At 65.3% G+C, this 15,379-nt stretch carries 15 protein-coding genes; 8 read left to right on the top strand and 7 right to left on the bottom strand.

Annotated features, from left to right (window positions below):
* The first annotated feature begins 10 nt into the window (after positions 1–10).
* Genes hpf through ilvA form a run of 4 tightly spaced genes read left to right on the top strand, consistent with a single transcriptional unit; the run spans position 11 to position 3,274 of the window.
* The gene (gene hpf / locus ACYQ4Z_RS10415) at positions 11–328 is read left to right on the top strand and encodes a ribosome hibernation-promoting factor, HPF/YfiA family (protein WP_119334260.1); all 318 of its coding nucleotides are present in this window, start codon (positions 11–13) and stop codon (positions 326–328) included.
* On the top strand, positions 325–780 hold the full coding sequence (locus tag ACYQ4Z_RS10410) for a PTS sugar transporter subunit IIA (RefSeq protein WP_459860976.1): 456 nt from the start codon (positions 325–327) through the stop codon (positions 778–780). The genes hpf and ACYQ4Z_RS10410 overlap by 4 nt, the downstream gene beginning before the upstream one ends.
* Before the next feature lie 17 nt (positions 781–797).
* Positions 798–1,757 carry an HPr(Ser) kinase/phosphatase gene (gene hprK, locus ACYQ4Z_RS10405; protein WP_459861028.1) on the top strand — a complete coding sequence of 320 codons (960 nt, stop codon included), beginning with the start codon at positions 798–800 and terminating at the stop codon, positions 1,755–1,757.
* A complete protein-coding gene (gene ilvA, locus ACYQ4Z_RS10400; protein ID WP_219972991.1) occupies positions 1,733–3,274 on the top strand; it encodes a threonine ammonia-lyase, biosynthetic in 1,542 nt (513 codons plus the stop codon). Before hprK ends, ilvA begins: the two co-directional genes overlap by 25 nt.
* A gap of 40 nt (positions 3,275–3,314) precedes the next feature.
* Here ilvA and ACYQ4Z_RS10395 read toward each other — a convergent pair whose 3' ends face one another.
* Positions 3,315–3,932, bottom strand: a complete 618-nt coding sequence (locus ACYQ4Z_RS10395) for a 5-formyltetrahydrofolate cyclo-ligase (protein WP_459860974.1) — start codon at positions 3,930–3,932, stop codon at positions 3,315–3,317.
* A 23-nt stretch (positions 3,933–3,955) separates the two neighbouring features.
* Between ACYQ4Z_RS10395 and ACYQ4Z_RS10390 the strand changes: the two genes are divergently transcribed.
* The 4 genes from ACYQ4Z_RS10390 to ACYQ4Z_RS10375 are packed head-to-tail and all read left to right on the top strand — an operon-like array spanning position 3,956 to position 9,149.
* Positions 3,956–5,905: a lytic transglycosylase domain-containing protein gene (locus ACYQ4Z_RS10390; protein ID WP_459860972.1), complete on the top strand. Its 1,950-nt coding sequence runs from the start codon at positions 3,956–3,958 to the stop codon at positions 5,903–5,905.
* Between the two features lie 32 nt (positions 5,906–5,937).
* Complete coding sequence (locus tag ACYQ4Z_RS10385) at positions 5,938–6,915, top strand: complex I NDUFA9 subunit family protein (protein ID WP_459860971.1); 978 nt, start codon at positions 5,938–5,940, stop codon at positions 6,913–6,915.
* Positions 6,916–8,346 (top strand): multifunctional CCA addition/repair protein, encoded by a 1,431-nt coding sequence (locus ACYQ4Z_RS10380; protein WP_459860970.1) that lies wholly within the window; start codon positions 6,916–6,918, stop codon positions 8,344–8,346.
* 14 nt (positions 8,347–8,360) lie between these two features.
* Positions 8,361–9,149 (top strand): alpha/beta hydrolase, encoded by a 789-nt coding sequence (locus ACYQ4Z_RS10375; RefSeq protein WP_219972986.1) that lies wholly within the window; start codon positions 8,361–8,363, stop codon positions 9,147–9,149.
* A gap of 24 nt (positions 9,150–9,173) precedes the next feature.
* Here the strand turns inward: ACYQ4Z_RS10375 and ACYQ4Z_RS10370 are convergent, their stop codons facing one another.
* From ACYQ4Z_RS10370 to ACYQ4Z_RS10345, 6 genes are read right to left on the bottom strand one after another with little or no spacing between them, the layout of a single operon-like run.
* A complete protein-coding gene (locus ACYQ4Z_RS10370; RefSeq protein WP_459860969.1) occupies positions 9,174–10,601 on the bottom strand; it encodes an HAD-IIIC family phosphatase in 1,428 nt (475 codons plus the stop codon).
* A gap of 51 nt (positions 10,602–10,652) precedes the next feature.
* The gene (locus ACYQ4Z_RS10365; protein ID WP_459860968.1) at positions 10,653–10,907 is read right to left on the bottom strand and encodes a hypothetical protein; all 255 of its coding nucleotides are present in this window, start codon (positions 10,905–10,907) and stop codon (positions 10,653–10,655) included.
* A 25-nt stretch (positions 10,908–10,932) separates the two neighbouring features.
* Entirely contained in the window at positions 10,933–11,466 is a 534-nt protein-coding gene (locus tag ACYQ4Z_RS10360; RefSeq protein WP_219972983.1) for an acyltransferase, read from the bottom strand.
* A complete protein-coding gene (locus ACYQ4Z_RS10355) occupies positions 11,466–12,326 on the bottom strand; it encodes a family 16 glycosylhydrolase (protein ID WP_219972982.1) in 861 nt (286 codons plus the stop codon). The genes ACYQ4Z_RS10360 and ACYQ4Z_RS10355 overlap by 1 nt, the downstream gene beginning before the upstream one ends.
* Entirely contained in the window at positions 12,323–14,140 is a 1,818-nt protein-coding gene (locus ACYQ4Z_RS10350; protein WP_219972981.1) for an asparagine synthase-related protein, read from the bottom strand. Before ACYQ4Z_RS10350 ends, ACYQ4Z_RS10355 begins: the two co-directional genes overlap by 4 nt.
* A gap of 38 nt (positions 14,141–14,178) precedes the next feature.
* Complete coding sequence (locus tag ACYQ4Z_RS10345) at positions 14,179–15,339, bottom strand: class I SAM-dependent methyltransferase (protein WP_219972980.1); 1,161 nt, start codon at positions 15,337–15,339, stop codon at positions 14,179–14,181.
* Between the last annotated feature and the right edge of the window lie 40 nt (positions 15,340–15,379).

Raw genomic sequence — 15,379 nt, 5'->3', positions numbered from 1 at the left:
GAACCGTTCCATGAACCTCAACATCACGGGTCGTCACGTCGAAGTCACCGAAGCGCTCGAACAATACGCCCGCGAAAAGCTCGAGCATGTCATCCGCCACTTCGACCACGTCACCAGCTGCCATGTCATCCTGTCGGTTGAAAAGAACGAACAAAAAGCGGAGTGCACGCTACACGTCAAAGGCAAGGACATCCACGCGCACGCGGTCGGCGCCGACCTCTACGCCGCGATCGATGCGATGATCGACAAACTCGACCGGCAAGTACGCAAGCACAAAGAGATCGTTACCAACCACCACAACGGCCCGGCGGCGCCTGATGCCGAATGACGACGACAATGGATCTGCTTGCATCGCTCATCGCTACCGCACAGGTACGGCTCGATGTCGACGCATCGAGCAAAAAGCGGGTGTTGGAAAAGGTTGCCGAAGCGTTAGCGGAACAAGGGTGTGACGCAGGTAAGCTCTTTTCCGCGCTGATCGAACGCGAACGGCTCGGCTCGACGGGGCTCGGAGAAGGCATCGCGATCCCTCATGCCCGGGTTCCGGGGCTAACCGAACCGCGCATCGCGATCCTGCGTTTGGCGCAACCGGTAGACTTCGACGCCGTCGACAACCAGCCGGTCACGATCGTCGTCGCGCTCCTCGTGCCGGAACAAGCCACCGAAACGCACCTGGAAATCCTCTCGGAGCTCGCCGAGCGGCTCAGTCGTCCAGAGGTGCGCGAAGCGATCCTTTCGGCCGAAACCCCAGAAGCGTTGCGCGCCGCGTTACGCGCGTAAGGAGCGCCGCGATGGCCGTGCGCGAAACCACCGTCGCGGCGCTCGTTGCGGCGTTAGCAGAGCCGCTCGCGCTCGTGCACCGCTGTGGGGACCTCACGCGCACGGTGCGTGTCACCGACACCCACATCTGGCCGGCCGACCTCGTCGGCCACCTGAACCTGATCCACCCCGAACGCCTGCAAGTGGTCGGCTCGGCCGAACTCGCGTGGTCCGCGAAGCAACCCAACGAAAAGATCCGCTACGTCCTCTCCGAAATCACCGCGGCGCGCCCGCCCGCGATCATCGTCGCCGACGGCTGCACCGCCCCCGGCGTACTCGAAGAGCTGTGCCGCCGGTACGCGATCGCGCTGCTCACCTCGCCACGCCCTGCCGCCGAAGTGATCGACCGCTTCCGCTTGAAGATCGCGCGCATGCTCGCCGAACGGACGATTCTGCACGGCGTGCTGATGGACGTGCTGGGCGTTGGGGTACTGATCACCGGTGAAGCGGGCACGGGCAAATCGGAACTGGCACTGGAACTGGTCACGCGCGGCCACGGGCTGGTTGCCGACGACGCGGTGGAAGTGGCCCGCATCTCCCCCTACGAACTCGAAGGGCGCTGCCCGGAACTGCTGCAAAACTACCTCGAAGTCCGGGGACTGGGACTCCTCGACATCCGCACCATCTTCGGCGAAACCGCGGTACGGCGCAAGATGCGCCTGCGCCTTATCACCCACCTCAAGCGCCTCAGCCCGGAAACCACCCCGTTGCCGCGGCTGCAAATGGAAGAAGAGCGCCAAGAGATCCTTGGCGTTGCGATCCCCCGCGTCACCCTGCCCGTTGCGCCGGGACGCAACATGGCTGTGCTCCTGGAAGCTGCAGTACGCAATTTCGTCCTCAAACTGCGCGGAATCGATTCCACCCAAGAATTCCTCGACCGTCACGAAAAACTGCTCGAACAAGAGGCACAACGATGTCTGACGCCACCCACTACCTGAAACGGATCCTCACCGCGCGTGTCTACGAAGTCGCCCGCGAAACCCCGCTGCAGTTCGCACCGACCTTGAGCCGCCGCACCGGCAATCAGGTGTGGATCAAACGCGAAGACCTGCAACCGGTCTTCAGCTTCAAACTGCGCGGTGCCTACAACAAGATCGTCCATCTCTCCGAAGAACAACTCGACCGTGGCGTGATCTGCGCCAGCGCCGGCAACCATGCGCAAGGCGTGGCATTGTCGGCCAAAACCATCGGTGAGCGGCGCGGCAAACCGGTGCGCGCGGTGATCGTAATGCCCACCACCACCCCGCTCATCAAAGTCGAAGCGGTCCGCGCCCGGGGTGGAGAAGCGGTGCTCGCAGGCGAATCGTACTCCGACGCCTACGCCTACGCGCTGCGGCTTGCCGAAGAAGAACAACTCACGTTCGTGCATCCGTTCGACGACCCTGACGTCATCGCTGGCCAAGGGACCATCGGCATGGAGCTCTTGCGGCAGCACCCGGAGCCGTTACACGCCGTCTTCTGTGGCGTGGGCGGCGGCGGCCTGATCGCTGGCGTTGCCGCCTACCTCAAAGCGCTGCGCCCCGACATTCGCGTGATCGGCGTCGAAGCGGAAGACGCCGACGCGATGACCCGCTCCCTTGCCGCGGGCGAACGGATCGCGATGGAGCAGGTCGGCCTCTTCGCTGACGGCGCTGCGGTCAAGCAGGTGGGTGAAGAGACCTTCCGCCTCTGCCGCCAATATGTCGATGAGATGGTGGTCGTCTCCAACGACGAAATCTGCGCCGCGATCAAAGACGTATTCGAAGAGACGCGCGCGATCCTCGAACCGGCTGGCGCACTCGCGGTAGCGGGGCTCAAAGCGTGGGCACGCACCCACCAGGTCACCGGCCAAACCCTGGTTGCGGTCGCTTCGGGCGCGAACATGAACTTCGACCGCCTGCGCTTCGTCGCCGAACGGGCCGAACTGGGTGAACAGCGCGAAGCGGTGTTGGCGGTGACCATTCCGGAGCGGCCGGGCTCGTTCAAAGCTTTCATCCAGCTCCTTGGGCACCGCAACATCACCGAATTCAACTACCGCTTCGCCGACCCGAACGAAGCGCACATCTTCGTCGGCGTCACCATCCACAACCGCGACGAAGTGGCAACCCTGATCCAACAACTCGAAGCCGCAGGGCTACGCGCGCTCGACCTCACCGACAACGAACTGGCGAAGACCCACGTCCGCTATATGGTGGGTGGCCGCGCCCCCCACATCCGCAACGAGCGCCTCTATCGTTTCGTCTTCCCCGAGCGCCCCGGCGCGCTGATGAAATTCCTCTCCGAATTGCGCGCCGAATGGAACATCAGCCTGTTCCACTACCGCAACCACGGCTCCGATTACGGCCGGGTGCTGGCGGGAATGCAGGTCCCACCTGCAGAAGAGGCCGAATTCCGTGCGTTCCTCGACCGCCTAGGCTACGAATGGGAAGAAGAGACCCACAACCCGGCGTACGCGCTCTTTTTGGCAGCAGGCTAGCGTGACACACGGAGCCACCCGCGCACTAAAGGGTAGGCCGCTAGCGTCGAACCCCTTCGCTGCGGTCCAACACCACTCCGGCGTCACTCACCACCACATCCATCGCCACGTCGTGCGCCTCGGGGCGCAGGTCGGGCAGTTCCGCGAACGCAAACCCCACCCCCACCACCACGCACTGCCACCCCTCGGCACGCCACGCCGCCAACGTCCGATCGTAAAACCCGCCACCATAACCCAACCGGTAACCTCGACGATCGAACGCAACGAGTGGCACGATCAGAACCTCAGGGCGAACCGTCTCGGCACACTCCGGTGTCGGAATCCCGTAGCAATCGTCGATCATCGGCGCCCCCTCGCGCCACGGCCGAAAAACGAGCGGCACATGGGGCGCAACCGCCGCGGGGAGCGCCCGCCACTGCCACGCGGCGAAAACCGACCGCACGTCGGGCTCCCCCTTCATCGGCCAGTAGAGCCCGACCCAACGCGGCGCGCGCCGCGCGCGCCACTGCGTCCACCACTGCGCCAAATGGCCACACAGCGCCGCATTCCGCGCCTGCCAGTTTTCAGGAGACAATGCACGCCGTAGCCGCAGGAAATGGCGGCGAATCGTCGCGCGATCCGCGCCATCGGGTACAATCGTTCGTGTTTCGTCGTTCACGGTCCCTGCACCTCGTTGCCCTAATGAGTGCCACACGCCACGCGTTCCGCTCCGTCGCTTCGTTTGCTCTGGTCGTGCTGATCGTTTGGCTGATCGGCACCCCCACGATGCTTGCTGCGGCTGCGCGTCCTCATGACCGGCCCACCCCACCCACCGACGCAGTGGCACAAGCCCGCGCCGCGTTCGCCCGAGGCGACCTCGCCACCCTGTTGGCACTCGAACCCAAAACCCGCACAAGCCCCCTTGCCGCGACGGTCACCAGCTGGCGTCTGACACTGCAGATTCTACGCGACGACGCAACGCTCGACCCCCAAACCGTCACGCGCTTCCTGACCGATCACGCCGGCACCGACGCAGCGGTGCGTGTCCGGCGGGCGCTCGCGCAAAACGCCATCGCGCAGGAAGCCTGGACCGAAGCCCGCCGCCATCTCGAAGCGCTGGAACGGCACGACCCCACCACCCACTGCTGGCTTCTTCAAGCACGGCTACACACCGAACCCACCGCAACCGCCACGCTGCGCGAAGCGGTGCTTACTCGCCTTGCCGAAACGGTATCACCCGACGACGAGTGCCGCGCTGCGTTTCGCGACGCCGTGGCCAACGGTCTCGTCAACGACGCCACGCTGATCGAACGTTACCTCGTCACCCTTTTCCTGAAAGGCGAAAACGCTGCCGCGCCGTGGCGCGCACTCTTTCCTCCGGCTGCGGACACGCCTGCGGTGCGCGCAGCCGCGCGTCTGATCGCGCAAACGCGCGACGACCCGATCACCGTGTGGCAGCAAGCAGCCCAACTGCCACCACCCCTTGCGGCAACCGTTCGCCGCGCTGCGTTCGTCGTCGCGGCGCGCCAAGGCAACCCCGAAGCCCAGAGCTGGCTCGCGCACCTCAAACCCAGCCCCGTCTGGACGGAACCGCTCGAATGGCAGATTCGCGTTGCGCTGCAAACGGAAGATTGGCTCACCACCTGGCACCTGCTCGAGCAGCTCCCGTCCAGCGAACGGAATGCGCGGCAGTGGCGCTTCTGGCGCGCCTGGGCGCTCAAAGCGCTGGGTAAAAAAGACGAAGCCAGAACCCTGTTTCGGGAGTTGGCGCAAGACGACGATTTTTGGGGATTGCTCGCTGGCGAACTGATCGGGCAACCGCTTGCGATCACCGACGGCCCACCCATTTCTGCTCAGCAACGTGCGCAGATTGCGCGCGACCCCCACCTTGCCGCGATTCGCGCGCTTGCGGCCCGTAGCTGGGAGGTCGAAGCGCAGCGAGAAGTCGACCTGCTCGCGCAACGCTGGCTGTCCGCAAGTGCCGCGTGGAAACGGCGCGCTGCCGCATCGCTCCTTGCGGAAGACGGTCGTTTCGATTTGGCGATCCGGCTGCTTGAACGCAGTCAGGAGCGCAACGCCTGGGCGCTGCGCTACCCCACCCCGTGGCGCACCCAAGTGCTCGCCACCGCCCACCAGGAAAGGGTGGACCCGGCGTGGGTGTACGGCGTGATGCGGCAAGAGAGCCGTTTCCGCGCCGACGCTCGTTCGACGAGCGGCGCGCTGGGGCTGATGCAGGTGATGCCCAGTACCGGACGCTGGGTCGCACAACAACGCAACGAACGCCGTTTTCACGCCCAGCAACTTCTGGAACCGGAAACCAACCTCCGCTTCGGGATCACTTACCTACGCATCATGACCGAACAACTCGACGGCCACCCCGTGCTCGCCACCGGCGCCTACAACGCGGGGCCAGGCCGGATCGGCCGCTTGCGGCAGCGCCTCGATTTGACCTCGGACGCCGCGCTCTTGGACGCGCTGCGCTACATCGAACTCTTGCCTTTGGCGGAAACGCGCGACTACATTCGCAAAGTGCTTGCCAATACCGTCGTCTACAGCCACCGCTTGGGCAACCCCAAAACCCTGAGCGAGCTGCTCGTACCTTACGGCGACGCGCAACGGCAGCTCGCCGCGCTCAGCGAACGGCTACAGTAAGGGTAAGAAACGACACATCTTGGGAGAAGACAATGAACCACAAACCCACTGCAGTCCTCTTTGGCGGCACCGGTTTCATCGGCCGCCATCTGGCAAACCGTCTCACCGCCCGTGGCTGGCGGCTCATCATTCCCACCCGGCGCTGGCAAAACGCCCGCGAACTCCTTCTACTGCCCACCGCCGAAGTGGTCGAACTCAAAGACCGCACCGTGCCGGCACTCACTGCGTTGGTGCGTGGTGCGGATCTCGTTGTCAACCTCGTCGGCATCCTCCATTCCCGCCCTGGCGCCCCGTTTGGCCCCGATTTTGCGCAGGCACACGTCGAATGGCCCAAACGGCTCGCCACCGTGTGCCGTGACGCCGGCGTTTCCCGCTTCATCCACATCAGCGCCAATGGTGCGTCGCCCACTGCGCCATCCGAATATCTGCGCAGCAAAGCCGCAGGCGAAGCTGCGATCCGCACCGTGCTCGACGCCGCAGGATGCGAAAACCCCACCCAATGGACGATCCTGCGCCCGAGCGTCGTCTTCGGCCCCGGCGACTCCTTTCTCAACCTCTTTGCCCGTCTGGCTCGCTGGGCACCGGTACTCCCCATCGGCAAAGCCGACGCGAAACTGCAACCCGTCTATGTCGGCGACGTCGCCTCGGTAATCTTGACCGCGCTGGAAACGCCGGAAAGCATCGGACAGAGCTACCCGTTGGGTGGCCCGCGCGTCTATACCCTCAAAGCGCTCGTCGACTATGCCGCGCGCCTCTCCGGCCATCCGCGTCCCGTGATCGCGTTGCCGGATCGCCTCGCCTTCCTGCAAGCGCGCCTCATGGCCCTTCTTCCCAATCCACCGCTCACCCCGGACAACCTGCGGTCGCTCGAAGTGCCCAACGTCGACGACGGCTCGCCGCTTCCCTTTGGGCTCACCCCGACGGCACTCGAAGCCATTGCGCCCGAATACCTCGCGCACGACACCTATCGCGCGCATTACGCCGAGTGGCGGCGTCGCCATACAGGCTAAATGGTGCCACCGCTTCCCGAACCGTCCGGCAGCGTGCGCAACGACGCGGAAGCAAATGCTGCTCCGGCCGCGCTACCGCCCCCTTCCCCTTCGCGTGAAACGCTGCGCGCCCGCTTGCAGCTCGCACCCCCCGACCCCTTGGTCGCGGGGCTCGATGTCTATCTCGTCGGTGGCGCGGTGCGCGACGCGCTCCTCGGGCTGCCTGTCCATGACCGCGACTGGGTGGTGGTCGGCGCCACCCCGGAAGCCCTCGCTGCCCGCGGTTTCCGACCGGTGGGCAAAGACTTTCCCGTCTTTCTTCACCCGAAAACGGGCGAAGAGTATGCTCTGGCGCGCACCGAGCGCAAAAGTGGCCGTGGCTACAAAGGGTTTACCTGCCACGCCGCGCCCGACGTCACGCTCGAAGCCGACCTGGCACGCCGCGACCTCACGATCAACGCGATCGCGGTAGCGCCCGATGGCACGCTCATCGACCCCTACGGGGGTGCAGCGGACCTGGAACACCAGATCCTGCGTCACGTGAGCCCCGCGTTCGTCGAAGACCCGCTACGGGTGCTGCGCGTCGCCCGGTTCGCGGCCCGCTTCACCGCGTTCACCGTCGCGCCGGAGACCCGGGAACTGATCGCCGCGATCGCCCAAAGCGGCGAGCTTGCCGCGCTCACCCCCGAACGGGTCTGGCAGGAGTTCGCGCGTGGCCTCATGGAAGCGGCGCCGCAACGCATGATCGCACTCTTGCAAGAGACCGGCGCCCTTAAGGCGCTCATCCCCGAACTCGCCGCGCTTTTCGGTGTGCCGCAGCCCGAACGCTACCACCCGGAAGGGGATGTCGGCACCCACACGCTGCTCGCGCTTGGCAACAGCGCCCGCCAAGGTTTGCCTCTTGCGGTGCGTTGGGCGGTGCTGCTGCACGATCTGGGCAAAGGCGCAACACCCGCCGAAATCCTACCCCACCACTACGGACACGAAGCCCGCGGTGCCTGTTTGGCCGAAACGGTGAGCCGACGCCTGAAAACCCCCAACGACTGTCGCGCGCTCGCGGTGCTGGTAGCGCGCGAACACGGTCTCATCCACCAAGGAAGGCGTCTGCGGGCGGCAACGCGCCTCAAAGTTTTGGAACGGTGCGACGCATTGCGCCGCCCGGCGCGGTTTGCGCAGCTCCTTGCCGCGTGCGAATGCGACGCCACAGCGCGCCCCCCCTTGGTCGTCGATTACGCGCCCGTTCGCACCCTTTGGGAACAGGCGCTTACTGCGGCGCGCGCCATTCCCACCGCGAAGATCGCCCAAAGCGCGGCCGGTGACCCCCGCCGCATTGCGGAGCGCATTCGTGCCGCACGGATCGCAGCAATCGCCGCGAGCGCCAAAACCCTTTTGCCCCCAGACGACGCCCCGAACGCAAACCGCCCGCCCGTCCCCCAGTCCCACCCCCAATAAATACGAGTCTGCCGATGTCACGAACTCTGGAACTACGCCACGAACCCCCACACGGCCGTCCCCGGAGCCACCCGCCCCTGCTTTTCGTCCATGGCGCCTATGCGGGCGCGTGGTGTTGGGAACATTTCCTGCCCTGGTTCGCCGCGAAAGGGTTCGACGCTTGGGCGCTCTCCCTCTCAGGCCACGGGAAATCGGGCAGCGACAAACCCTTCGACCTCCTGAGCATCCGCGACTATGTCCATGATCTTCTGGAAGCCGCGGAACGGCTCCCCGCGCCACCGGTCGTGCTCGGCCACTCGATGGGCGGGTTCGTCGCGCAAAAAGCGTTGGAAAAGCGCGCATTCCCAGCGGTCGTACTCCTGGCGAGCGTCCCCCCCTCTGGCCTTGCTGCGTCGTTCTGGCATCTGCTCACCCATACCCCGCAAACGCTCATGGAGATGAACCGCTTTCTCGCCCAAAAGCAGGACCACTACCGGGCGCTTGCGCAAGCGCTCTTTCACCACCTGCCGGAAGAGCAGGCGCTACGCCGCTATCTCGCGCTGTCACAACCCGAATCGCTGCGCGCGCTCTGGGACATGACCGCGTTCGCGCTCCCCCGCCACCACCGTCAGCATCCGACCACCTGGGCTGTGTTCGGCGCCGAGCACGACCAGATCATCCCGCTGCCGCTTGTCGAAGCCACGGCGCGCCACTACCGCGTACCACTTCATACGCTCCCCGACGCCGGGCATGCATTCATGCTCGAACCCCACTGGGAGGAAGCGGCAGAGCAAATCGCGCATGCGCTGGCGGCGCTCACCTGAATAGAAAAATCGGAAACGCGAACGCTACGCCTCGTCGTCTGCTGCGGTTTCGACCACCCGCAGCCACACCAGCACCAACCCATAGTCCCCGAACCGGTCTTGCAGATACCCCACCCACACCTGACGCCCCGGGTCGGTCAATTCTTCGGACCGGTAGCGAATCGTCGTCGTGTTGAACTGATTGGCCCGGTTCGTAAGCTCATGAACGCGCACCAGCTCCTTCTCCTGCATACGATGCACCTGCATCACCAATTGTAACGCTGCCAACACGGCCGTGTCGCTCCCCTGGTCACCGTAGGCGCGCACCGCCTGTTGCCGCAGCGCCTGCACCCGATACATCGCGGTGCGCTGCCGCGCCTCTTCCGTTAACGAATACCACGGCAACGCAGGAAGGATAGCTAACGTGCGCCACGGCTCCGGGTCGCACGCGTCCCAGACCCGAACCTGGGGAAGGTGGCTGGCGACCAACCCCCGTTCGGTCGGATTGTCGTCGAGGAAAACGAATGCATCGAGGCCAAGGTTGAGCTGCGCCGCGATCTCAGCCAGTGTGGTGGGTTTCAGTTCCCAACCAATCGCCAACACGGCGAAATCCTCCGGCTGCAACACCATCTCGTTCCACCGGATCGCCTGAGGATCGTTCTTGCTCACCGCAACGAGCAGAATCCCCCCTTCCTGTAACCGTTTGAGCAGCGCTTGCCGGTCGCGGTAGTGGCGCACCGGCCCTTCGGCCATCACCCCGTCCCACAAGGTGTTGTCGAAGTCGACCGCGATCACCTTCACCCCCCGCAACCGATCATAAGCACGGACCACCTCCAGGTATGTTTCCGCCAGACCGAAACCGAAGCGACGGCGATGAAAAAGGGCCTCGACAAAGGGCCGCCCCGTCACGATCGGGCGGTTCGCCACGCGATAACCCAACCGCTGGGCCACCACGATCTCGTCGACGAACCAGACGTGGGGCAACTGCGCGGCGATCTCGCGCAACCCTTCGCTCAGCGCCGCAGCCAGATCCCGAAACCGTTTCGGCATCGCCCACCGCTCCACAGGTAACCACGCCAGTCGGCGCGACAACGGCAGCCCGCTCACTCCGTGCAACAATAGTGTCCGGTCGTCGCGTTCGCGCAACTGCAGCAGGAATCGGCGTGCCTGATCGAGCGCTTGGGGAAGCAGCGCCCGCTCCCCTGCACGCAACAGGCGGTAGATCGGCAACCCATCATAGGTGAAGAGGCTCACCGCCAGCAGATCGGCGGCTTGCGTCTGGGCGAAGCGAATGAACTCGTCGGGCAGAAACGAACCATCACCTGCGGCGCTCAAATAGAGGCACCCCATCTCGACGGCAACGCCACTTTTTGCCGCGATCGGCCGCAAAAACGCACGCACGTCGGTCAGGAGACAATCTCCCGCCGCGGCGATCCGAATCGTCGCACCCTCGACGTCCAACCACGGCAACACCCGTGCAATGCCCGCAGCGGCAGACGATCCCAGCGTTTTCGCTGCTGCGTGCTACTCGGTCAGAAGCGTGTGCGCTCGTTCTTGGCGCTCCTCCGGCGGCAGAAAACGATCGATGAACCGATACGCCTCTTCCAGAAAGAGCGCCGCTTCGCCCTCGACTTGCGGAGCAGCCGCCCGTTGTGCCAGTGCGATCAGCGGTCGATAGTACTGCCAGTCGAGCGCCTCGGAAGGAAACGATCGCCATTCGTCGGTTACCGCAACACGTGCTTGCGCGGTGCGCCATGCTGCGGCCAATGCGTCATTCATTCCGCCCCTCCCCAGCACCATTTGGTTACCGTTCGCCCAGTTGGCGAACGACCCGAGCCGGATTCCCGGCGACCAACGTGCACGGGGGCACGTCGCGGGTCACCACGCTGCCCGCGCCAACCACCGCGCCGTCGCCGATCGTCACCCCTTTGAGGATGATTGCGCGACAGCCGATCCAGACATCCTTGCCGATCACCACCGGCGCGGTCCGCTCCGCGCCCCCGTCGGGATTGTGGTAGTCGCGATCCATGATCACGCAATCCCAACTGATCAGCGTACCCGCACCGATCGTCACCCGTTCGCCACAATGGATCTGCGTCCGGTCACCAATCGACACCCGATCACCGATCACCAACGCCGCTTCACCCGTTCGCGCCACCGCGCTCGCGTCGAGCTTCACCTCGGGCCAGAGCCAGACACGCTCGCCCACCGTGATCGTGCCGCGATCGCGTACCACCGTGACCCGCCCCACCTGACAGACCCACGCCGGGCGGGAAAAGTGGCGCAAACTCGTGAGCCAGCCGCGCAGATAGGCAAGCGCCTTGCGCCACCGCGGCATTACTCGACGCCTCCGCGCAACCGTCCGCGACCCGCGTCACGCACCGGCTGCGTACCTACCCCATCCGCCGCATCGAGCCACTGCCACGACCGGACGTAGTCGATCGTCATCGCGCACGGCAACTCCTGCGTTGTCGGTACCCCGAACCAGCGCGGATGGATCTCGCCGGTAAACGTGAGCGCCATCGGCCAGTGGAAATGGACGTTCGGTTCGCGCCGGATCTCACGACCATTCACCCACCAGACGAGCTCGGTGGGCGACCACAAAAACCCATAGCGATTGTCCTGTGTCGGGTCGAAGTCGGGTGCCGACCAGACTTGCGGATAGGAGCGTCGGTTGCCATCGTTCTCGAGTGCTGGGTCACCGTCATAGACGTGCAGGTTACTGTGCACGCGGTGTGCTTCGCCCGGCGTGCCCGGCGCCATCTCGAAGACGTCGATCTCACGCGTCCCATCAGGCTGCCAGGCGTAGAACCAAAACGCTTGATTGACGCGGCACGGGGCAAGCCGCGCAACCACTTCGAAATAGCCGTAGCGCACCTCCTGGCGTGCCCGTAAGAGCGGTGTCGCGAACCGCCCCTTGTCCCGAGCCGTCGTCTCCAGCCGCACCATGCCGTTAGCCACCGTAACCCGCGCCGGATCGATCACTCCAGGCGGCCGTCCCGCGTAATGGGGCAGAAACGTCAGCCAGAGGGCCGTGTCGACCGTGGCGCCTGAAAACTCGTCCGACAGTTCCGGCAGAAAGCGCCAATTGCCCGGCGGCTGCGCCAGGGCTATCGCCCCCCTCCAAACGAGCGCACCAATGGCTATCCCGTGCGCCACCGCACGCAAGAACAGCCGAACCTTCCGCTTCCCACTCACCGCGACCACTCCTGATAAAGCCACCACGCCAACCGCCGCTCGACCGACCCGATCGTAGCCACGGCAGGAAACGGGATCGTCGGGAAAACCCGCTGCGCCAACCAACCCGCCACCGGCGTGGCAAATCCCGCCTTTGGCCGCGCCACCACCTCGGGGGGAAGCGGCGGTTGCGGTGCTTGCGCGAGCAGCGTTTTTCCCCGCCGCCCGCGAAACGCGCAGACCCACGGCGCAACCGTGGTGAGCAGCGACACCGACGCCAACGGATGCCGGAACTGCACCCCATGCGCCGCACCGATCCAATGGGCATCGCTCATATAGCGGTTCGGCATCGAATGAAACGTGTCGCGCATTTGCATCGCGCGCTCAACGCAATCCGCGTCGGGAAAGTCGAGTGCGGTCAAGAGCGCGCGCACCTGCGCTACCGAGACCGCATTCCCCAAAAGCTCCGGCAGCTCTTCCGGGAAGAAAACGGCGTAAGGAACGAAATAAAGATGGTCGCGCGTCGCGAAATAGTTCCCTGCCCACCGCCATTTCGGTCGTCGCCGCAGCGTGCCATACCCCTGCATCAGCGCAACGAGCACCCGTTCGCCAGCAGGTAAACGGCGCACCCACCGCAGCACCCGTTCGGCGCGTCGCCAAAGCACCAGTTTGGTAAAACCCCCGAACAGTTCGTCGCCGCCATCGCCAGTACAGACCACCCGCTCGCCAGCTTGCCCCGCTTTCTGGCACGAAAGCCAAAAATTGATCCCGTCAAGCGTCGGCTGATCCATCGCGTCGAGAAACTCGGGTAACGTTGCCCAAAAGTCGGGTTCCGCGACCTGATCGACCCGATGTGTCAGCCCGTAATGGCGCGCGATCCGCTCCGCCCAAGGGCGCTCATCGTTCCCCTGCCCCGCCATTTCGGCAAACGCCAGAGTATAGGCCGTCCCCGCGCGTCCCAACTGCGCGAGCACCCCTGCAACCGCCCCCGAATCGATCCCGCCGGAGAGAAAGAGCGCGGTACGCTGCCGGTCGGCCGTCGCAACGGCTACTGCGTCGCGCACTGCGCGGCTAATCGCCACTTGCGCGGCCGCTTCGTCGTACTCGGGCGCAGAGGGTACTGCCCAGAGCGTGCGCAAGTCGCAATACCACTGCCACTGTGGGGCACTCGCCCACGGTGGCGCCACGACCCCCACGCTCCCCTGAGGCGCTACCTCGACCCCGGAAAAGACGGTCCGCCGCCCATCGACATTCCCCCAGAGGAAGAACGACGCCCACCCCAAAGCGTCTGGCCCATCCGCTACCCCCATCGCAACCAGCGTCTTCGCCAGATTGGCTACCGCAAACCCGCCCCCGGGCAATCGCCCCCAATAGAGCGGTTCGATCCCGAACGGGTCGCGCACCAGAAAAAGGCGCTGTGTCGCCTCATGCCAGGCAACGAACGCAAACTGCCCATGCCAAGCGCGCGGACGGGTCATCGGGTCCGAAACGAAATCGGCAAGCAGCCTCGCCGCCAACCCCATCGCCGCCCCGCCGCGTTCCGCGACCGATGTGCCATCCGGTGCGCCCGCCACACTGCCAGCGGCGGCCGCATCTTGCGCGACTACCGCATGACCGCTCACCACCGCTACCCAACCGTCGCGCTCCGCCACGTCCCAATCGCCGTCAGGCGGCGCGCTTTCTCCGAACCAGCGCTGCCACACCCCCAACGCAAAACCGGGTCGCGCCACCGCACGCCAGCGATCACCGGGGAACCGCGTCATGCGGCGGCGCGCTGCTGCGACCGCTTCGGAGATCTTTTCGTTTTCGCCCAATACCGCCGCAAAAAGCGTCACGCTTCCCCCGCATTTCGTTGTCTTTGGACAAGAGGGGGCTACCGCCCCGCCACCACTACTTGAAAGAGCTCACCCATCTCGTGCGGCATGATGAGCCGCTGCACCGCGCGCGCCGCTTGCACGTACGCCGCCGAACCGGGTTCTGCCCGTTCCGTGAGCCGCTCCAGGATTCCGTGGCGCAATAAAAAATCCCCCTGCCGCCGCCACTCGTGCACCGTGAGGCCGCTCGCTTCCAATGCCGTGACCACCGCAGTGAAATCGACGAACGCCGTGATGTCGATCGCGCCTGGCCACGCCAACACATCCTCCACCACCCGGTGCCGATAATACCCCTGCAGCGTCCCTCGGGAACGAAACGGCGCGTAGAGGATGTCGCGCTCGTACCCATAATCGATCAGCACCCACAGCGAACCCGGCGCCAAGCGCTCGGCGACGGTGCGCACCCATACTGGGACCGCAGGCGCCACCTCAGAAAGATATTCGCCGTCGGCACTTCGCGGCAATTCGATTCCGGCAAGTGCCGATGCCGCCGCAGGCGTGAGCGGCCGGTCGGCCCACGCAAAGCGCGGTGCGGCCGATGCCGCCGCTTCCGTTCCTGCTTCGGCGACCACCACGCCACGTTCGAAGGTCTCCGCGCCGCGTGTGCCCACCACATGCACCGGCAAGACGTCGAGCACCTCGTTCGCGACCACCGCCGCCGCGAACCGCTCCGGCAACCGCTGCCACCAAACCAGCTCGACCCCAAGGCGCTGCGCCAATGGCAGCAACCGCTCCGCCTGCCGCGCCGCCAACCCCGCGGAGACCTCGACGATCGCGTAGCGCTGCGGCACCACCCCCAATGCGTGCCACCGGGTGAGCAGGTCTTCTGCCAACGCCCCACTGCCAGCGCCGAATTCCACCGCCAAGCCCGTTTCTGCCACCGCGGGCGCCAGCACGTCCGCGAGCACCGCGCCAAAGAGCGGCGAAATCTCCGGCGCGGTGAGAAAGTCCCCGTGCGGTCCGAACGCTTGGTCGTGGCGCGCGTAATAGCCCAGCTCCGGCTCGTAGAGCGCCCACTGCATGAAATCCGCAAATGGCACCCAGCCGCCCGCTGCCGCAATCCGCGCTGCGATCCGCTGCGCCAATGCGGCACTGCGCGCCGCGGTCTCGACAGGCAGCTGCCCCGCCCACTGCCCCATCGCGTCACCTCTTAGCATCATGCGCCGAATCTTAGCGGAATCGCGCGCGATTTGCTATGAT

It is taken from the genome of Hydrogenophilus hirschii, from assembly GCF_054656675.1.
The sequence above is the reverse complement of the archived record's forward strand: the minus strand, read 5'-3'. Positions and strand labels throughout refer to the sequence as shown.